Annotated in this window: 18 protein-coding genes; 8 read left to right on the top strand and 10 right to left on the bottom strand. The window is 69.9% G+C overall.

What is annotated here, in order from left to right; translation table 11 throughout:
* Positions 1 to 45: 45 nt before the first annotated feature.
* Complete coding sequence (locus AOZ06_RS25430) at positions 46 to 1239, bottom strand: alpha/beta hydrolase family protein (RefSeq protein ID WP_083471918.1); 1194 nt, start codon at positions 1237 to 1239, stop codon at positions 46 to 48.
* Between the two features lie 119 nt (positions 1240 to 1358).
* On the opposite strand from AOZ06_RS25430, the gene AOZ06_RS25425 reads away from it, so the two are divergent.
* Together AOZ06_RS25425 and AOZ06_RS25420 are read left to right on the top strand one after the other, a co-directional pair.
* Entirely contained in the window at positions 1359 to 2534 is a 1176-nt protein-coding gene (locus AOZ06_RS25425) for a sensor histidine kinase (RefSeq protein ID WP_218922055.1), read from the top strand.
* Complete coding sequence (locus tag AOZ06_RS25420; RefSeq protein WP_054291699.1) at positions 2531 to 3217, top strand: response regulator; 687 nt, start codon at positions 2531 to 2533, stop codon at positions 3215 to 3217. The genes AOZ06_RS25425 and AOZ06_RS25420 overlap by 4 nt, the downstream gene beginning before the upstream one ends.
* A 6-nt stretch (positions 3218 to 3223) precedes the next feature.
* Here the strand turns inward: AOZ06_RS25420 and AOZ06_RS25415 are convergent, their stop codons facing one another.
* From AOZ06_RS25415 to AOZ06_RS25380, 8 genes are all read right to left on the bottom strand, one after another.
* Positions 3224 to 3937, bottom strand: coding sequence for an alpha/beta fold hydrolase (locus AOZ06_RS25415; protein WP_054291698.1), 714 nt, complete (start codon positions 3935 to 3937; stop codon positions 3224 to 3226).
* A 60-nt stretch (positions 3938 to 3997) separates the two neighbouring features.
* The gene (locus AOZ06_RS25410; protein ID WP_054291697.1) at positions 3998 to 4588 is read right to left on the bottom strand and encodes a TetR/AcrR family transcriptional regulator; all 591 of its coding nucleotides are present in this window, start codon (positions 4586 to 4588) and stop codon (positions 3998 to 4000) included.
* A 15-nt stretch (positions 4589 to 4603) separates the two neighbouring features.
* Positions 4604 to 5425 carry an ABC transporter ATP-binding protein gene (locus AOZ06_RS25405; RefSeq protein WP_054291696.1) on the bottom strand — a complete coding sequence of 274 codons (822 nt, stop codon included), beginning with the start codon at positions 5423 to 5425 and terminating at the stop codon, positions 4604 to 4606.
* Positions 5422 to 7236 (bottom strand): dipeptide/oligopeptide/nickel ABC transporter permease/ATP-binding protein, encoded by a 1815-nt coding sequence (locus tag AOZ06_RS25400; protein ID WP_054291695.1) that lies wholly within the window; start codon positions 7234 to 7236, stop codon positions 5422 to 5424. Before AOZ06_RS25400 ends, AOZ06_RS25405 begins: the two co-directional genes overlap by 4 nt.
* Entirely contained in the window at positions 7233 to 8174 is a 942-nt protein-coding gene (locus tag AOZ06_RS25395) for an ABC transporter permease (protein ID WP_054291694.1), read from the bottom strand. The genes AOZ06_RS25400 and AOZ06_RS25395 overlap by 4 nt, the downstream gene beginning before the upstream one ends.
* An 89-nt stretch (positions 8175 to 8263) precedes the next feature.
* The gene (locus AOZ06_RS25390) at positions 8264 to 9787 is read right to left on the bottom strand and encodes an ABC transporter substrate-binding protein (RefSeq protein ID WP_054291693.1); all 1524 of its coding nucleotides are present in this window, start codon (positions 9785 to 9787) and stop codon (positions 8264 to 8266) included.
* 204 nt (positions 9788 to 9991) lie between these two features.
* On the bottom strand, positions 9992 to 10969 hold the full coding sequence (locus AOZ06_RS25385) for a methyltransferase family protein (protein ID WP_054291692.1): 978 nt from the start codon (positions 10967 to 10969) through the stop codon (positions 9992 to 9994).
* Between the two features lie 62 nt (positions 10970 to 11031).
* The gene (locus AOZ06_RS25380; protein ID WP_236952400.1) at positions 11032 to 11976 is read right to left on the bottom strand and encodes an aldo/keto reductase; all 945 of its coding nucleotides are present in this window, start codon (positions 11974 to 11976) and stop codon (positions 11032 to 11034) included.
* 77 nt (positions 11977 to 12053) lie between these two features.
* On the opposite strand from AOZ06_RS25380, the gene AOZ06_RS25375 reads away from it, so the two are divergent.
* Positions 12054 to 12776, top strand: a complete 723-nt coding sequence (locus AOZ06_RS25375; RefSeq protein ID WP_083471917.1) for an SDR family NAD(P)-dependent oxidoreductase — start codon at positions 12054 to 12056, stop codon at positions 12774 to 12776.
* A gap of 38 nt (positions 12777 to 12814) precedes the next feature.
* Here AOZ06_RS25375 and AOZ06_RS25370 read toward each other — a convergent pair whose 3' ends face one another.
* Positions 12815 to 14176, bottom strand: a complete 1362-nt coding sequence (locus AOZ06_RS25370) for an amidohydrolase (RefSeq protein WP_157233236.1) — start codon at positions 14174 to 14176, stop codon at positions 12815 to 12817.
* A 112-nt stretch (positions 14177 to 14288) separates the two neighbouring features.
* On the opposite strand from AOZ06_RS25370, the gene AOZ06_RS25365 reads away from it, so the two are divergent.
* The 5 genes from AOZ06_RS25365 to AOZ06_RS25345 are packed head-to-tail and all read left to right on the top strand — an operon-like array spanning position 14289 to position 19536.
* The gene (locus tag AOZ06_RS25365) at positions 14289 to 15392 is read left to right on the top strand and encodes a zinc-binding dehydrogenase (RefSeq protein WP_054291689.1); all 1104 of its coding nucleotides are present in this window, start codon (positions 14289 to 14291) and stop codon (positions 15390 to 15392) included.
* 20 nt (positions 15393 to 15412) lie between these two features.
* Entirely contained in the window at positions 15413 to 16372 is a 960-nt protein-coding gene (locus tag AOZ06_RS25360; protein ID WP_054291688.1) for an aldo/keto reductase, read from the top strand.
* Between the two features lie 22 nt (positions 16373 to 16394).
* Entirely contained in the window at positions 16395 to 17369 is a 975-nt protein-coding gene (locus tag AOZ06_RS25355) for an alpha/beta hydrolase (protein WP_054291687.1), read from the top strand.
* On the top strand, positions 17366 to 18337 hold the full coding sequence (locus tag AOZ06_RS25350) for an alpha/beta hydrolase (protein ID WP_054291686.1): 972 nt from the start codon (positions 17366 to 17368) through the stop codon (positions 18335 to 18337). The genes AOZ06_RS25355 and AOZ06_RS25350 overlap by 4 nt, the downstream gene beginning before the upstream one ends.
* Positions 18334 to 19536, top strand: a complete 1203-nt coding sequence (locus AOZ06_RS25345; protein WP_054291685.1) for a multidrug effflux MFS transporter — start codon at positions 18334 to 18336, stop codon at positions 19534 to 19536. Before AOZ06_RS25350 ends, AOZ06_RS25345 begins: the two co-directional genes overlap by 4 nt.

The following is a 19536-nucleotide window of genomic DNA, read 5'->3' as shown; positions in this document are numbered from 1 at the left end:
CACTGATAGCCCGATGGTCACTCCCCCGGCGTGGACTGGTGTCCGCTAGTGGCAGGGCTTCTGTTCGGGCGTACAGAAACCGACCTCGGGGTAGTGCCGGGACGGCCGCTCCAGCAACGGCTGCGGCCGGTTGCGCAGATGGCGGTCGAAGAAGGCGGCGACGTAGGCGCGGGTGATCTCCACGGAACGGGTTCCGGCCAGCTTGCTGCCGAAGTCGAGGCCCATCTGCTGGCTCAGCGTGTCGTGGTCGGCGAACGACGCGTGCACCGCCCCGGTCACCTTGAGCCAGCGCTTCCACCCGGTCAGGCGCCGCCAGTCCCGGTTCAGCGTGGCGTCATCGGCGTTCTGGGTGAAGAACATGAACGGCCGCGAGAGCCCGCTTTCGGCCAGTGGCTTGAACATCGTGCCGTCGAGGTTGGCGCCGGCCAGGACCCTCGGGTCGGTCAGCATGGTCTCGCCGACGCTCGCGCCGCCGATGGACATGCCCGCCATCGCGATCCGCGACGGATCGATCAGCGTGCCCCTCCTGCCGAGCAGCTCGTCGAGTACGAAGGAGACGTCGCGGGCCCGGCTGTCCACAACGAGTTTGTCGAAGTCCTCGATCTCCCCGTTGCACGTGGCACAGGTGATGACCCTCCCGTCGGGGAAGGTCGTGGCGAAGTTCTCGTAGGTGTGGTCGATCGAGGCCACCACGTAGCCTCTGCTCGCCAGTTCCTCGGCCAGCGCGGAAAGCGAGGTGCGGTACCAGGTGAAACCGGGCGAGAGCAGCACGAGCGGATGCCTGCCTCCGACCGGCTGCACGTCGGTGTACGCGTTGGTCCTGGGCTTGCTGAAGCTGTCGTACGGCACGCTGGTGATCTGGTGGCCTTTCAGGAGCAGCTCCGACTCCTTCGGCGTCATGTACTGCACCCGTCGCTCGCCACGCGATTTCGCCGGGTACCAGAGGGAAACCATGAGCTCTCGCGGCCCCGCCCGCGGAACCCACGGATCCTGGCGTGATTCGTCGGTCAGGTGCAGGGACGTGATGCCGACCGGATGAGGGCCGGTTGGTGCGGGCAGGTACGGCGTGCCGGTTGGTGGGGTCGCCGGGCCAGGAGAGCCGGCTGCGGCTGTGTGGGTGGGCGAGACGGCAACCGCGACAGCGAGCAGTCCGGCGATGACCAGATCGCGGGGGCGTCTGCGGAACCGTTCGGTGGGGTTCACGGCTGTCGCCGCCGGAGCGGCGTTTGCGTAGGGCATGTCCTCATCCTGGGAGCTGCTGCGGCGCCGGACATCGGGCCGAAGCAGGGTTCGCGCCGTCCGCAACCGTACTTTTGACCGATACGGCGCACAGGTCGCCGTTGCGTAGCCTGCACCGTGTGGATACTCGGGACCGGCCGCCCGGTCTGCCCGGCATCGCGGCCGGTGCGGGGCTCGTTGTCGTGCACGGCGCGGCGCTCGCCGTCACGGCGGTCGCGATCGCGGACAGCTGGGGCGGCGACTACTGGGTGTTCGGCTGCGCCACCGGGCTGGTGATGGGCGTGCTCGCCCTGATGCGCAGCCGCCACACGGGATGGGCCGCCGGTGTGGCGCTTGGCGTCGCAGCGGTCGCGATCGTGGTCGCCTGGGCCGGTCACCTGCCCGCCGAGCCCGGGCCCGCTGCCGTTGTGGGCCTGTCCGTGCTCATCGGTTCCGCGATCAGGTCACTCCCGATCCGCTGGGCTGCCGCCGTCGCGGCCGGAGGGCTCGTCCTCGTCGTCGGCACCGGGCTCACCGCGCCGGCGTCGGCGGCCGGGGTTCCCGCCGTGCTCACGTTCTTCGGCGCCGGCTGGCTCGCCGCGCTTGCGACGGGGCTCGGTCTGCGGCTGCTCGACACCCGCCGCCGCACTGTCGCCGAACAGGTACGCCGCGCCGAACGCCTCGAACTGGCCAGGGAACTCCACGACATCGTCGCCCACCACATGACCGGCGTCGTGCTGCACGCCCAGGCCATCCAGGTCGTCCGCCGCAAGTACCCGGAGAAGCTGGACGAGTACCTGGCCGGTATCGAGACCGCCAGCTCCGACGCGTTGGTGGCGATGCGCCGCGTCGTCGGCCTCTTGCGTGACACCAGTGACCCGGCCCCGTCCGGTCCCGGACAGCTCAGCGAACTGGTCGCACGCTTCACCAGTCACGGCCCCAGCGTGTACCTCGATCTGCCCGACGACGAACCGGACTGGCCGCCGGAAGTCGTCAGCACGGTGTACCGGGTCGTCCAGGAAGCCCTGACCAACATCACCAAGCACGCCCCGCATGCCCAGTCGGTCACCGTCCGCGTCACCCATGACCACATCGACCGAACCACCATCAGCCAGGCGCAGCCCAGCATCACCGTCGAGATCACCGACGACGCCCCAGCACACCCGGCCCGGTACACCCACCGCAGCGGGTATGGCCTGGTCGGTATGCGCGAACGCGTCGAGGCCCTCGACGGCACGCTGTCCGCTGGCCCCTGCTCGGGCTCCGGCTGGTCCGTGCGGGCCGTCCTGCCGCTTCCTGTCCGGGAGCTGCGATGACCACCCCGTCGACCATCAGCGTCCTGCTGGCCGACGACCAGGCCATGATCCGCAGCGGCCTGCGGCTGCTGCTCGAGGACGAGCCCGACATCAGCGTCATCGCGGAGGCGTCGGACGGCGTCGAGGCGGTCGAGCTGGCCCGCCGGCTGCGTCCCGACGTGTGCCTCGTGGACATCCGCATGCCCCGCCTCGACGGGATCGAAGTCACCCGCGCCCTGGCCGGCCCTGGTGTCCCCAACCCGCTCCGGGTGGTCGTGGTCACCACCTTCGACGCCGACGAGTACGTGTACGGCGCACTGCACGGCGGGGCGGTCGGCTTCATCCTGAAAGACGCCGGGCCCGCCCTCCTCGCCGAAGCGGTCCGCGCCGCGAACATCGGCGACGCCTTGGTCTCCCCCTCGGTCACGCTGCGACTGCTACGTCACCTCGCAGCCACCCACACCACACCGACCGCCAGCGACCCGTCACGCCGACTGTCCGAACGGGAGACCGAAGTCGTGCGGGCCATCGCCAAAGGGCGTACCAACCGGGAGATCGCCGCCGAGCTGTTCATCTCCTTGAGCACGGTCAAAAGCCACGTGTCCGGCATCCAGGCCAAGCTCGGGGTGCGCAACCGGGTGCAGATCGCCGCTTGGGCATGGGAAACCCGAACCGTGACCGCCCCTCATGTCCGCCGGTCGTAGCCGCCTTCAGACGCCGAGGAACTCGAGCACGGCGGCGCGGAACTCGTCGCTCGCGAGTGCGCCGAGGTGATCACCGGGGACGTGCCGCAGCTGGGCGTCCGGCACGAGCGCGGCGATCCGCTCTATCCCCTGGGACATCTGGTCGTTCTCGCCTGCCAGCAGCAGCGTGGGCACTCGCGGGACGCTCGCGGCCGGGTCGAACGGTTGCCGGGCAAGGCCTTCGACGAGGTTGAGCAAGGAGTTCGCGTCCTGGTCGCGGACCATTCCGGCGATCGCGGCGGTCAGCGGGTCCACCGGGGACGGTCCACCGTGGACAGAGGACCGGGCGGCGGCCAGGTCGACCATCGCGAACGGTTCCATCGGGCTCAATCCGCCGAGCACGAGCCTGCGCACCTCGAGCGCTTTCGTGGCCGCGAGGTCCCACGCGAGGCGGGCGCCGAGCGAGTAGCCGACCAGGTCGACCTGACCGGACGGAACGCTCGCGGCCAATCGCCGCAGCACGTTCGGGGTCGTGACGTCCTCGGCGTCGTCGGCCGCCGGTCCGCCCTGGTGTCCCGGCAGGTGCACGACGAACGTCTCCCGGCCCGCCTCGGCGAGCGGTTCCGCCCACCGGGCCGCCGGCCAGTCCTTGGTGCCGGCTGAGGCGAATCCGTGCACGAGGACGACGGGCGGACCGGCGGTCGGACCGGCCGGCTGGGTGTGGGTCACGGGAAGAGGCATGTCTACGAGCGTAGACAAAAGAGCCCGTGCCGTCCAGATCCTTCTGCCCCAAAGGGATTGTCAGCCGACGAGCCGCTCCATCAACGCGTCGACGTAGGCACCGTGGCGGTCGATCAGGTCGCCGACCGGGTGCATCAGGCTGGCCACGTTGGCACCGATCGCCACCGAGATGATCTCGTCCGCGATGACGCCCACAGCCGGCGCGTCCGGTGACTCGTCCCTGTCCCTCGCGGCCGCGATCCGGCGGCACAACTCGACCCGCCAGGTCGTGAGCAGATCCCGGTACTGGCGCGCGAGGTCTGGATTGGACACCGAGTGCTCCCACAGCACGAGCAGCACCCGGCCGGACCTGATCCGGTGCGGGTCCAGCGGCATGGCCGCCTCGACGAACCCGCGCAGCGCGTCGGCCGGGCTCAGGTCCGGATCCAGTGCCGACATGTGCTGCTCGGTCTCGTGCAGGACGCTCTCGAAGGTCGCCGCGATGATGGCGTCCTTGCTGTCGAAGTAGTGCTTCAACGCGCCGTTGGCGTACCCGGCGGCGGTCACGATGCTGCGCATCGTCGCCGCCTCGAAACCACCTTCGATGATCAGCTTCTTGGCGGCTTCGACGATCTCCCTGCGTCGCTGATCGTGGTCGATGACCCTCGGCATGACTGTTTATTCTAGTCAGGCCGGGTCGCGCAGGCTGAGCCACGTGGAGCGGCGTTCAGCCTGGCGAGCCGGGTCGGCGACGGGCGAGGCGAGCCGGAGCCGCCGCGTGTACGGGTGTTCGGGGTCCTGCGTGACCTGACGGGCCGAGCCGGTCTCCACGATCTCCCCCTGGTACATGACGGCCACGCGGTGGCAGAGGCGGCGCACGACACCGAGGTCGTGCGAGACGAACAGATACGACACACCGGTCTCCCGTTGCAGGTCGAGGAACAGGTCGAGGATCGTCGCCTGGGTGGTCAGGTCGAGCGCGCTGACTGGCTCGTCGCACACGATCAGCCGCGGACGGCGGACCAGCGCCCGCGCGATCGCGATCCGTTGGCGTTGCCCGCCGGAGAACTCACTGGGATACCGGTGCACGGCATCCGTGGGCAGCCGCACGCGGTCGAGCATTTCCGCGACGACCGTACGCGCCTGCGCTCGAGTCGCTCCCGTGACCACCAGTGGCTCGGCGAGCACCTCGCCGACGGTCATCGTGGGATCCAGCGAACCGTACGGGTCCTGGAACACGACCTGGATGTCGCTGGCCAACCGTCGCCGGGCCGCGCCGCGCGCGTGCGTGATGTCCGTTCCGTCGAACGTGATCCGCCCGGACGCCACGGTGGTGAGCCCGAGCACGGCTTTGCCCAGTGTGGACTTGCCGGAGCCGCTCTCGCCGACCAGGCCGACGCACTCCCCCGGCCCGACCGTGACCGACACGCCCTTGAGCGCGCGGAACGTGGCCCGGCCGCGCAGCCGGTAGTCGACCACGACGTCGTCGACCTCAAGCAACGGGTTCATCGCACACCGTCCTGCGCAGCGACACGGCCCTGCCATTTCTCGTCCAGTTCGGCACGGCCCTCGGCGTCGTCGAGTGACGCCGCGATCAGTTCGGCCGTGTACGGGTCCTCCGGCCTGCGGAAGATCTGCTCGACCGGGCCCGTCTCCACCACCCGGCCGTCCTTCATCACCACCACGCGGTCGCAGATGTCCGCGACGACACCGAAGTTGTGCGTCACGATCACCAGCGCCATGCCGTACTCCCGCTGCAGCTCCCGGAGCAGTTCGAGCACTTCGGCCTGCACGGTGACGTCGAGCGCGGTCGTCGGCTCGTCGGCGACCAGGACTGACGGCTGCCCGGCGATGGCACCGGCGATGAGCACGCGCTGTGCCATGCCGCCGGAGATCTGGTGCGGATAGGCGGCCAGTACGCGATCGGGGTCGGTGATCCCCACCCGCACGAGGATCTCCCTGGCCCGCTTCGCGGCGTCGGCCTTGGACAGGCCGTGCACGTGCCGCAGCGGTTCGACCAGTTGCCGTTCGATCGGGTAGCACGGATCCAGGTTGGTCATCGGCTCCTGCGGGACGTAGCCGATCTTGCGGCCGAGCAGGGCGGCACGGTCCTTGCGCGAGAGGTGGCCGACTTCCTCGCCACCGACCCAGATGCCGTCGGCGACCGCGGTGCCGCCCGGCGGGAGCAGGTCGAGCACCGAGAAGATGGTCTGCGTCTTGCCCGACCCGGACTCGCCGACGATACCCAGTACCTCACCGGGGGCCGCGTCCAGCGACACGCCGCAGACCACCTCCTTCACCCCGGTCGGCGTCGAGTACCCGACACGCAGGTTCTCGATGCGCAGCGCACAGTCCTGCGCCTGGTGCGCGTGCGTACCGCTCGGTGTCCGGTCAGGCAGGCCGGCGGGTGCGGCCAACGCCTGGCGGACGCGGGCCAGGCCGCGCCGGGTGGGCTGTTCGACGCGGACGCTGACCAGGTCGGCGAGGGTGGAGCCGATGAACGCCAGCGCGGCGATCGTGACACCCAGTGCGATCGACGGCCACAGCAGGATCAGCGGGTAGGTCAGCATGGTCTGGAAGCCGTCGTTCATCATCTGGCCCCAGCTCGGCGTGGACGCGGAACCGATGCCCAGGAACTGCAGCCCGGCCTGCATACCGATCGCGATCCCGGCGGTCAGCGCGGTCTGCACGATGATCGGCGCGTACACCGCGCGCAGCATGTGCGTACGCAGGATGCGCCCGTTGGTCACGCCCGCGACCCGCGCGGCGTCGATGTAGGGCTCCTTGCGCACGGCCAAGGCCCGGGCCCGCGCGATCCGGTAGTAACCGGGGGCGAGGAACACGCCGATGGCCACCATCAGCACGGTGAAGTTCTGGCCGGTGCCCGCGGCGACCACCAGCAGCACGATCATGCCCGGCACGGACTGCAGCGCGTCACTGATCCACGAACAGATCCGGTCGGTGATGCCGCCGAAGTACCCGGCGCTCACGCCCGCGGGGACGCCGAGGACAAGACTGGTCACACACGTGATCACCGCGCCGTACAGCGTGGTCTGGGCGCCGACGAGCAGGCGGCTGAGGATGTCGCGCCCGGCGCTGTCACCGCCGAGCGGATGCCCGTCGCCCGGTGGGGCGTGCGTGATCTTGAAGTCGACGAAGTTCGGGTCGAACGGCGCCAGCCACGGCGCGAGCACCGCGACGGCCACCACGATCGCGAACACGGCCAGCGCGACGAGGCCGAGCGGGCGCCGCGTGTAGCGGCGCCACAACGAGATCCGTTTGACGGGCGCCAGCGTGGCGGGGAACGGGGCTGCGGTCATCGCTCGCGCACCTTCGGGTTGACCCACCCGAGCACGAGGTCGAGCAGGAAGTTGACGACGACGACGAACACCACGGTCACGGCGGTCAGGCCGAGCAGGATCGGGATGTCGCCGATCTGCGACGCCGACTGCGTCAGGCTGCCGATGCCGGGCAGGTTGAACACGATCTCCACGACGATCGCGCCTCCCAGCAGGCCGACGAACATCAGCGCCAGGACGGTCAGCGCGGCGGGCGAGGCGTTGCGCAGCACGTGCACCGTCACACGCCGGTGCGACAGGCCCCTGGCCCGCAGCGTGCGGACGAAGTCCTGGTTGGCGACCTGGAGGAAGCCGTTGCGCAGTTGTTCGGCGACCATCACGATCGCGCCGAGCGCGAGCGACACCGACGGCAGCGTGATGGACCGCAGCCAGTCGCCGACCGAACGGTCGGGTGACACGTACCCGATCGCCGGGAACCACTTCAGCTGGATGGCGAACCACGTCACGAGCACCAGGCTCACCCAGAAGCCGGGCAGCGCGAACAGCACGACGGACGCGAGCTTGAGGCCGCGGTCGAGCAGACCGCCGGGCCGCAGCCCGCACGCCACACCGACGGCGAGACCGAGCACCGCGGCCAGCAGTGTCGCGAACACGACAACCGACAGCGTCACCGGCACGCGCAGGGCGATCTGGTCGGCGACCGGCTGGAAGTTGCGCCACGACGTGCCGAAGTCGCCGGTGACCGCGTGCGAGAACCAGCTCCCGAACTGGGTCAGCAACGGGTCGTCGTAGCCGATCTTGGCGCGCAGCGCGTCCTGCTGGGCAGGTGTCGCGTTGTTGCCGAGCAGTCCGGCGGTCGGGTCACCGACTGCCAGGTGCGCGAGGAAGAACGTCGCACTCGTGACGACCACGAGCAGCACTATCCCGGACACCAGGCGTCTGGCGATGAACGTCAGCATTTCCGACTCCCTCGGCGGCTGGCCCGGCCCCAGTGGACAGACCATGTTGGACAGGCCATGGTGGACGGACCAGCCGCTGGACGGGCGCGTCAGCCGCGCTGGATGAACCGCAACGTCGGGAACATCATGCCGGTGACCGGCGTGACGGTGATCCCCTTGACGCTGAAGTAGATGTTGTCGGCCTGGTACCAGACGTCCCACCAGGCCAGGTCGACGAGCTTGGTGTTGAGCTGCTTGAGCGCGTCGGACTGCGCCGGGCCGGGCTCGGCGGTCTCCGCCTGCCGCACCAGGGTCTTGACCTCGGGGAACGCGTCGACCGACGGGTTGGGGTTGTACCACTGGGCCGAGGTGACCTGGTCGGTGAGCGTGGCCATGTCGTTGCCGTCCATGGCGATCACCGCGAGGAACATCGGGTACGTCGGGGCGTTCTTCTGGTAGTCCGGCATGGCCATGTCCTGCCATTCCACCTTGATGCCCAGCTCGCCGAACGTCTGGTTCGCCGCGGGCTGCCACTGCGCGAAGATCGGCGACATCGGCATCTTCACGGTGAACCCGTTCGGGTATCCCGCGTCGGTCAGCAGCTGCTTGGCCTTGGCCTTGTCGTTCTGGTACTTCGTGCTCAGCGCCTTGTCGTAGATCTGGCTGTGCACGGGCCACAGCTGGTCGGTGACGGTGCCCGCGTCGTTGCCGACCGCCTTGAGGATCCCGGCCGCGTCGAAGGCGAGTGCGATCGCCTGGCGGACGCGCTGGTCACCGAGCGCCTTGACCTGGCTGCCGGTCCGGTCGGCGAACTGCACGCCGACCCACGACGAGGCCTTCTGCGCGACGTTCCAGCCGTTCTCCTGCGCCTTGGGCTTGTTGGCCGCGTTGGCGAACTGCACGTTGAGCTGGCCGGACAGCATCGCGTTGAAGCTGGCGGTCTGGTCGGTGATCGGGAACAGCCGGACCGTCGGGAACGGGTAGGTCCCGCTGTCCCAGTGGTTCTGCTTCTTGGTGAACACGTACTGCGACTGCGGCTGGGACGCCGCCTTGTCGTAGGTGTACGGCCCGGACCCGGCCGGGCCGTTGGTCAGCGAGTTGGCCTGGATGGCCGCTGGCGAGACCATCCAGCTGCGGCCGAGGCCCATGAAGTACAGCAGCGCGTCGTCTCGTTTGGACAGTTTGATCTCCACGGAGTCCGCGCCCTTGGCGGCGACACCGGCGACGTTGAGGTACGCCTGTCCGGATCGGACACCCGACTTCAGGTGCTGGAGGTTCGCCACCGCGGCGGTGGCGTCGAACTTCTGCCCGTCGTCGAACGTCACTCCGTCGCGCAGCTTCATGGTGAGCGTCAGCCGGTCGGCCGACCACTCCCACGACGTCGCCAGCGCGGGCACCGGCTTGGCGTCCTTGTCCAGCGCCACCAGCGGGTCGTAGACGGCCGACAGGTACGGCCCGTCGAAACCGATGTCGGCGTTCGCCGGGTCCCACGACGTGACGTCGAGGAACACACCCGCCTTCAACTCGTCCGCACCAGCGCCCCCGCCGCCGGTGTCGCCACTGGAACTGGTACATCCGGCCAGCGCGGTGGCAGCGGCCACCGCGACCAGCGCCGCTGTCAGCGTCCTCGTCATCGAGTCCTTCTTTCGGGGAGCTGGGCTGCCTGCGGGGATCACACACACCCACCGGTGGCGGGTCGGGCATCGCCCCGCGGGCTCGTCAAGCCAGTGGTGAGATCTGGCTCACCCGTCGTGCGGGATAGTCTACGACTGTCGGCAAAAAAATCAACGGGTCGTTGACCAGCCGTTATCTTTGCGCCATCAGGAAAAGATCCAACTTCAGACCGCGTGGGCAACCAGTACGCGCGGACTGCCCGGCAATGCCAGCACGTCACGCGGCCGCCAGCCCGCTTCCTCGAGCCACGCGCGCACCTCCGCCTCGGGGTAGACGATTGTCCCGTCGATGACGAAGTACTCCCCCGCGTGCAGCGCGTCGATCCGCCGCTGCCGCTCGTCGTCGTCCAGGAAGAAGTCCAGCAACAGCAGCGTGGCGCCCGGACTGGCCGCGGCACGGGCGTTGGCGAGGATCTCGCGGTTCTGCTCAGGTGTGAACCGGTGCACCACGTGGTTGACCATGACGATGTCGTGCTCACCACCGGGCGCGGCCGTCGCGGTCTCCGCCGGTTCGATCGTCGCGCGGTCGCTGAGCCCGGCCGCCGCCAGCGCGTCGGTGATGCCCTGCGTGGCCATCGGCGCGAAGACGAACCGCACCGCCAGGTCGGGATTGGCCCGCATGGCGCCGATCGCGAACTCCGGTGACAGCCCGCCGAGGTCCACCATGGACTTGTACGGCGCGAAGTCGAACTCACGGGCCAGCATGCTGGCGTGCAACGCGTTGTACCGCATCACGCCCGCCATGAACGTCGCCCAGCGGGCGTCGTCCATCTGCAGGTCGCCGGGCTTGGTGGTGTCCACTGTGGCGTCGAACTGCAGCCAGTGGGCGTAGCTGATCTCGTTGAGGAATGTCAGGAACGGAGCCAAGTCGGTCGCCGACTGACCGCCGAGGTACGCCGCCGCGTCCTCGGCCAGGCTGTAGCGGCCGTCCGCGCGGTCGAGCAGGCCCTGCGCGTTCATCGCGTCGGCGAGGATCCGGGCTATCTGCTCGCTGACGCCCGTGGCACCGGCGATCTCCGCGACCGTGTGCGGGCCGTCGGCGAGTGCGCGGAACAGTCCGATCCGGGACGCTGCGAACAGTTGTTTCGCACCCATGTAGCCGATGGCGATGTCGACGATGCGATCAGGGATTGGCGCGGCCATCGTTGGCCCCTCTCAGTTGGTCCCGACAGAGTTTCTACGACTGTAGACAAAAAACGTGGCGGTCACCAGGTGCCGTCCGCGGCGACTTCCCGGTCCAGCCACAGATCGCCGGTGAGCTCCCGGATCCGCTCCGCGCCGACCCGCTCGAGCAGTTCGGCCGCGCCGGCGTTGTCCTCCAGTTGCGCCAGGCGCGAGGCACCGACCAGCACGTTGGCCGTCGCCGGATTCGCCAGGCAGAAGGCGATTCCGAGGCGCGCCGGGGTGGTGTCCAGCTCGTGCGCGATGTCCCGCACGCGCGGCCAGGCGGCGACGATCTTCTCCCTGATCCCGCCGACATCCGCCCCGATCTTGCGTTCGGGCCGGGAATTGCCCACCAGGATGCCGCCTTCGAAGACGTCCGACGCCTGCAGCACCAGCTCACCGGAGTCGAACACCGGCTTGTAGTAGCCGCCTTCCGCCATGGATCGGCGCACGAGCCCGTACTTGAGCTGAGCGAACGCCGGTGGCACCAGCTCACGGCGGTGCGCGATGTCGATCGCCGCCCGCAGGTCGGCGAACTTCCAGTTGTTCACGCCCCAGGTCGTGAACCGCCCGGCGGCGATCTCCGCGGCCACGTCCGCGACCACGCGTTCCACGTCGAGGTCGCCGAAGTAGTCGCCGACCACGACCAGGTCGGCGCGTTCGACGCCGACGCGGTCCAGCGAGGTGGCCATCTGCTGGGCGAAACCGGTGCCGGGATAGTCCCAGAGCCACAGTTTGCCGCAGTAGAGCCAGTCCGCGCGGGCCAGACCGGCCTCCCTGACCGCCTTGCCGAAGATCACGTCCGTGCGGGAGTTCTCGGCGTGCGGGCCCATGTCGTAGTGGGCGACGTCGAAGAACGCGCAGCCGAGCTCGGCGGCGCGGACGATCATGGCCACGGCCTCGTCGAACTCCATCCGATCCCACGTGTGCCACGAGCCGAACGACAGCGCGGGCACCTCCCGGATTCCAAGCCGGCGGTAGCGCACTGTTTCCTCCTGGGGTACAAGGGGTTTATTTTCTACAAACATAGACAATAAAGTCCACCCCGTGGAAGGGACCGCCGATGACCGCCACCCGTACCGTCCTGGTGACCGGAGGAGCCGGAGGGATCGGCCGCGCGATCGCGACGGCCTTCGCCAAAGCGGGCGATGACGTCGTCGTCGCCGACATCGACGGCGTGCACGACGCCGCGGGCGCCCTCGGCGTGCGCGGCGTGACCATGGACATCACCGACGACACGTCGATCGCCAAGGCACTCGACGAAGTGGGCCCGGTCGACGTGCTCGTCAACAACGCCGGCCTGCTCAGCGTGCACGGCAGGCTGCTGGAACTGCCCGCGCCGGACATGCTCGCGATCCTGCGCACGAACGTCCACGGCACGTTCCTCATGACGCAGCAGGTGGCACGCCGGATGGTCGCGGGCGGCAGGCGAGGCGTGATCGTCAACCTGTCGTCGATCGGCGGCCGCCAGCCGACGCCCGGCATGGGCGGTTACGAGAGCAGCAAGGCCGCCGTCGACGCGCTGACACGCTGGGCGGCAGTCGAACTGGCCGAGCACGGCATCCGCGTCAACGCGGTGGCCCCAGGACCGGTGCTCACGCCCATGCTGGCCGCGGGAATGCCGGAGGGGTCTCCGGCACGTGCGGCATGGGTGAGCAGAATTCCGTTGCGGCAGATGGCGTCCGTGGAGGACGTGGCCGCGGTGGTGATGTTCCTGGCCAGTGCGGGTGCCGCCCACATCACGGGCACGAGCGTGCCTGTGGACGGCGGTCAGCTGCTCACCTGAGAGACCGGGGCCGGACCGCCCCCTGTCCGGTCCGGCCCTTACCTCTCGTGGACCACGCGTCCGCCGAGGACGGTCATGTCGACGTCCACACCGGGCAGTTCGGCGGCGGTGACCGTCAACGGATCCGCGGCCAGCACGCACAGATCGGCAACCATGCCTTCGGCGAGCGTGCCTTTCCACGTTTCCGCGCCGTCCTGCCGGGCGGGATGCACGGTGTAGCAGCGCAGCAGCGTCTCCACGCGGTCGCGCGGGTTGTCGGCCGGCCCCATCCACTCGTCCGCGGCGGCGATCTCGCGGCGCCAGTCGGGCGGCAGGACGGGCGCGTCCGAGGTGAGGCAGAGCGGGATGCCGACGTCCAGGGTTTCCCGCAACGGCCAGGTGCTCCCCGCACGCTGCGCGCCCAGGACCGCGTCCACCATGCTCGCGGTCCGCACCGCGATGCCCGCCTGCGTCGACAAGCCGACGCCCAGCCGGGCCATCCGTTGCAGCTGTGCGGGATTCACCATGTCGCCGTGGATCACGTAGTGGCGCAGGTCCAGGTCCCGTTCCGCGCGGGCCCGTTCCACCGCGTCCAGCATGAGCTCGATCGCGCGGTCGCCTGTCGCGTGCACACCCACCTGGAGACCGGCGTGGTGGGCCTCGACGATCATCGTGGTCAGGTTCTGTTCGCGCTCGGTGTCGTTCTCGCCCGCCACGAGCAGTTCCGCGTGCGACCCGTCTGCGTAGCAGTGGTGGGTGTAGGCGGACCGCATGGGCGGGATGCCGTCGGCGAAGATCTTCACACCGGCGAAGTTGAGCATCGCCGGGTCGGGATCGCGCCCGCCCAGCGCGGCCAGTCCGGCACGGTAGTCGTCCAGGGTGCTGGGGCCGTCGAGTTCGCCGTACAGCCACAGTGCCGTGACACGGGCGCGTAACAGCCCTTCGGCCGCCAGGTTCCGATACTGCTCCACAACGGACATTCCGAACGCTCCGGCAAGGCCCGCGTCCTCCCCTGGCCCGAGTCCCGGCTCGGTGTAGCTGGTGATTCCCAGCCGCGCCAGCAGATCCCCGGCCTTGAGGATCGCGGCCCGGCGTTCCGCCGGCGTGCACAGCGGACGCTGCGGGCCGGGTCCCGGGGCCGCGTGGTCGCCGAACAGGGTGTCCGGCCACAGCGCGCCGAGCCAGGTGGCGTGCAGGTGGGCGTCGTTGATACCCGGGATGACCGCCCGTCCCTTGAGGTCCACGACCTCGGTGGCCGGGCCGATCAGGTCACGCACGTCGGCGTCGGCGCCGACGCGCAGGACGCGTCCGGACCGGACCGCCAGCGCCGTGCCGGAGGCGGGACCCGGGCCAGGGCCCGAGCCGGCGAGGGTGTGAACCGGTCCGCCGCGCAGGACCAAGTCCGCGACTGGTTTCGGCACAGACGCTCCCGATGTGTTCTGAGGTCTCGACATTTTTGTCGACGCACGTAGACTAACCCATCACGCGGCCCGGCCGCGCACATCACGTCCGCGAAGCGGCGGAAGGAGCCCGATGTCCGTCCCGACCTCCACCCGTGCGGCGGTGCTCACCGAACACGGCGAACCACTGCGCATGGACGAACTCCTGCTGCCGGCGGAGATCGAACCCGGGGCCGCGCTCGTGCGCGTCTCCTGCGCCACGCTCTGCGGCACGGACGTGGAGATCTGGTCCGGCAAGATGTCCTTCCCCGGCATGCTGCCGATGGTGCTCGGCCACGAGATGGTCGGCGAGGTCGTGGCCACCGGACCGGACACCCGTGACGCGCTCGGCCGCGACATCCCCGTCGGCGCCCGCATCGGGTGGTCCGAGTCGACCTGCGGCGAGTGCTACGGCTGCACGGTCCTCCGCGAACCTGTCGCCTGCTCCCGTCGTGGCTACGGCTTCCTGCAACGTTCGGACGTGCACCCGTTCGCCACCGCCGGGCTGTGCGAATACGCGTACGTCGTGCCGAACGCCGCGAAACTGCTGCTGCCGGACGAGATTCCCGACACATGGGCGGCGATGGCCGGCTGCGCGGCCAAGACAGTGTTGCGGGCCTTCACGCGGGCCGGTGGCGTGACGCCGGGATCCCGCGTCGTCGTGCAGGGATCAGGAGCTCTCGGTCTGTTCGCGACGGCGGTCGCGAAGATTTCCGGCGCCGGGACGGTGATCACGGTCGGCGCGCCCGCGTCACGGCTGCGGCTCGCCACGAAGTTCGGTGCCGACGCCACAGTGGACATCACCGATGGCGAGACCGTCCAACGTGTCCACGAGCTGACCGACAAGCACGGCGGCGACCTCGTACTGGACTTCGCCGGAGCACCATCGGTCGGTCACGAGGCCGTGGCGATGGCCGCGCAACGCGCGACCGTCGTGATCGTCGGAACCACCGGCCCCAATGACGTACCAGTTCCACTGGGCACGTTGATGGGCAAGGAACTCACCGTCGTCGGCTCGCTCAACGGCGACATCGCCGACTACCACAACGCGATCGAGTTCTTCCGCTCGTTCGGCGACCGGATGCCGTGGGACTCGCTGTTCGGCGCGCCCGTCGGCCTGTCGGCCGCCTCCGAGCGGATCGCCGCGATGCAACGCCTTGACGAGGTCAAGGCCGTCATCGACCCCCGTCTCGCCTGAACCCAAGAGGAGGAGGCACTGTGACCTCGCTGCCCCGCCGCCGCGTCGGAACGTCCGATGTGGAGGTATCACCGCTGTCGCTCGGTTCGTGGCACACCTACGACCGGATGGACTTCGCCGACGCCGTCACCATGATCCGGACCGCGGTCGCGGCAGGCGTGAACCTGTTCGACGTCGGCGTCTACGGGATGCCCGGTCTGCCACCGGTGTTCACCGATGTGCTCTGGAGCGCGATCATGCGCGCGTCGGGCATCCCGCGCGAGGAGTACCTGGTCTCGGCCAAGCTCTGGATCGAGGGCTTCGACGACGAGCGCGGATTCCGGCCCCAGTTGGCCAACGCGTTCCTGCGCGGCGGATTCGACTACGCCGATCTGGTCATCCTCGGCGACCTGCGGGATGCCGAGGTGGAACTGGAGGACCTGGTCGACGACCTGTCCGGGCTGGCCCGTGCCGGGCTGATCCGCGCGTGGGGCGTCAACAACTGGTCGGCGACCAACATCCGCGCACTGCGGGAGATCGCCGCCGCGCGTGGAGTCGACGGCCCGCAGATCGCGCAGCTGAAGTACAGCGTGGCCCGCCGGTCCATCCCGGACGGTGAACCGTTCGCCAAGCTGTTCGCCGAGGGTTTCACCATGCAGGCCTCCGACGTGCTCGAAGGCGGCATCCTCACCGGCCGCACCGACCTCACCCGTGAGGTCGGCCGTGATCCCGGTGCGGTCAGGGACGCGATCACCCGGTCGACGGCCGGCCTGGTCGAGCTCGCCGGGAAGCTCGGCACCAGCGCCGCGCGCCTGGCGGTCGCCTTCACCCTGACCCACCCCGCCAACGTCACGACGTTGTTCGGCGCGACCAAGCTGGCCCAGCTCGAGGACAACCTCGCCGCGGTCGGCCTGGTCGAGCAGATCGGCGCCGACGAACTGCGCGCGTTGGTCGAGCCGTTCTGGGCCGACCGCGGCGTGGTCGACCCCGAGGGGCCGTGACTTCGTGAGTGAGGAGCTTGCCGTGACCCATCCCCCGGTCCCGTTCGACCCGGACATCGAACCGGCGCTCGACGAGGTCGTGCCGAAGGACGCCCCGCCCTTCACGCCGGAGACGATCCCGGCATTGCGCCAGGCCATGGCCGCGATGTTCCCGCCCGCCGCCGACGTGGTGGGCGACGCGCCCGTCGACGTCGTCGAGCGGAGGATTCCCGGCCCGGACGGTGCGCCCGAGCTGGAGGTCACGATCCTCTCGCCGCGCGACCGGCAAGGACCGGTGCCCGCGCTGTACAACATCCACGGCGGCGGGATGATGGTCGGCCACCGCAACATGGACGTGCCCCGGCTGCTGGCGCTCGTGCTGGAACTGGGCGTGGTCGCGGTCAACGTCGAATACCGGCTCGCGCCCGAGCACCCGCACCCCGCGCCCGTCGAGGACTGCTACGCGGGTCTGGTGTGGACGGTCGAGAACGCGGCCGAACTCGGCATCGACCCGGACCGGATCGTGGTCATGGGCGGCAGCGCGGGCGGTGGGCTGTCCGCTGGCGTCGCGTTGCTGGCACGGGATCGCGGCGGGCCGCGCCTGGCCGGGCAGCTGCTGCTCTGCCCGATGATCGACGACACCAACACCACCGTCGCGAGCCACCAGTACAGCGGGATCGGCACGTGGACGCGGGAGGCGAACGTCGCGGGCTGGCAGTCGCTGCTCGGCGACGCCGTCGGGACGGACACCGTGTCCCCGTACGCGGCGCCGACCAGGGCCACCGACCTGTCCGGACTGCCACCGGCGTTCATCGAGGTGGGCAGCGCGGAGCCGTTCCGCGACGAGGACACCCAGTACGCGCTGCGGATCTGGGCCACGGGCGGGCAGGCCGAACTGCACGTGTGGAGCGGCGCGTTCCACGGATTCGACCTCTACGTCCCGGACTGGCCGATCAGCCAGGAGGCACTGCGGACGCGTGACTCGTGGCTGCGCCGTGTCCTGGGGTTGGGCCGATGACCACCCCCGTACCGTACGACCCGGAGCTGGAGCCCGGCCTGGCCGCGTTCCTCGACCTGGTCGAACGGATCCCGCTGCGCGCCGACACGATCCTGGCCAACCGCGCCCACTTCGCCACCATCATCCCGCCGATCGGCCAGATCGTGGGCGACCGGCCGGTGGAGGTCGAGGACCGCACAGTGCCCGGCCCGCCGGGCGCGCCCGACATCGTGCTGACGATCATCCGGCCGCGCGGCGGCGTGACGGACGCGCCCGCGTTCTACAGCATCCACGGCGGCGGGATGGTGCTCGGCAACCGGTTCTTCGGTGTCGACGGGCTCATCGACGACGTGCTGCGGTTCGGCGCGGTCGGGGTGTCGGTCGAATACCGGCTGGCTCCGGAGAACCCCGCGCCCGCCGCCGTGGAGGACTGCTACGCGGGCCTCGTGTGGCTGGTGGCGAACGCCGCCGGGCTGGGCGTCGATCCGGGCCGGATCGTGGTGACCGGCGCCAGCGCGGGCGGCGGCCTCTCGGCCGGTGTGGCGTTGATGGCACGCGACCTCGACGGGCCGTCGATCATCGGGCAGATGCTGCTGTGCCCGATGATCGACGACCGCAACGAGTCGGTGTCGACGCGGCAGTACGACGGGCGCGGGGCGTGGGACCGCAACAACAACGACACCGGCTGGAACGCGCTGCTCGGGCCGTTGCGCGGCACCGAACAGGCATCGCCGTACGCGGTTCCGGCTCGTGCCGCGGATGTGTCGAACCTGCCGCCCGCGTACATCGACGTCGGCGCCGCGGAGATCTTCCGTGACGAGGCGACCGAGTACGCGCTGCGGATCTGGGCCACCGGCGGGCAGGCCGAACTGCACGTGTGGGCGGGCGGATACCACGGGTTCGCCGGTTTCTCGCCCGGCGCCGAGGTCTCCCGTGCGGCCGCCTCGGCGCGGTTGTCGTGGTTGCGCCGGATCCTGCGGGCCCCGTGAGCAAGCTCCGGATCGCGGTCGTCCTCGGCCTGCTGGAGATCTTCGGGCCGATCTCGATGGACCTCTACCTGCCCACGCTGCCCAGCCTGGCCGCGGATCTGCACACCACGGAAAGCCTGGCGCAGGCCACGATGTCGGTGTGCATGCTCGGCCTCGCGTTCGGGCAACTGGTCCTCGGCCCGCTCAGCGACCGGTTCGGCCGGCGCGGGCCGCTGCTCATCGGCACGGGCCTGTTCGCACTGCTGTCACTGGTGTGTGCCGTGGCGCCGACGATCGAGCTGCTGCTGGTGGCCCGGCTGTTGCAGGGGCTGTGCGGTTCGGCGGGAATCGTGATCTCCCTGGCGGTCGCCCGTGACGTGGCCGAAGGCGCGGAGCTGGTGCGGCTGCTGGCCATGCTGACCACGGTCGGCGCGATCGCGCCGATCGTGGCGCCGGTCGTCGGCGGCCAGCTCGCGACGGTGATGGACTGGCGTGGGATCTTCGTCGTGCTGGCGGGCGTCGGGGTCGCGTTGTTCATCCTGGCCGCCACCTCCCTCCCGGAGACGCGGCCGTCCGGGATGCGCGGCCACACGGGCGAGTTCCGTGCCGTGCTGCGAGACCGGGTGTTCCCGTGGTTCCTGCTGGTCAGCATGTGCGGTGGTGCCGCGTTCTTCACGTACCTCGCGTCGGTCAGCTTCGTGCTGCAGGACAGCTTCTCGTTGTCGCCGCAGATGTTCAGCCTGTGCTTCGCCGCCAACGCCGTGATGTCCGTGATAGGTGCGCAGGTCAACCGGGCTGTGGTCCGCCGGGCCGGACCGGCGCGGATGTACGCGATCGGCACGACCACCACCGCGCTGGCGGCACTGGCGATGCTCGTCTCGGTGCTCCTCGGCGCCGGGTTGCTCGGTGTGCTCATCCCGTTGGCGCTCATGATGCTCACCGCCGGTGGCTCACAAGCCAACGGATCCGCCCTCGCACTGGCCGATCACGGCGAACGCGCCGGGACGGCCGCCGCCCTGCTGGGCACGGCGTCGTTCGCGATCGGCCCGGTGGTGGCGCCGCTGGTGTCGTTGGGCGGGACCAGCCCGCTGTCGATGAGCATCACGATCACCGTCGCGTACGGCTGCGCCGCCGTCCTCGTGTGGCTGGCCGTGCTGCCGCGTTTGCGTCACCGGGTTGCCGTACCCGATCTCGAGGTGGTCCGGCCTGACCAGCTATGA

The sequence above is a fragment of the Kibdelosporangium phytohabitans genome (assembly GCF_001302585.1).
Lineage (GTDB): Bacteria > Actinomycetota > Actinomycetes > Mycobacteriales > Pseudonocardiaceae > Kibdelosporangium > Kibdelosporangium phytohabitans.
Note: the sequence above shows the minus strand (reverse complement) of the source record. Positions and strands in the feature narration are given on the sequence as shown.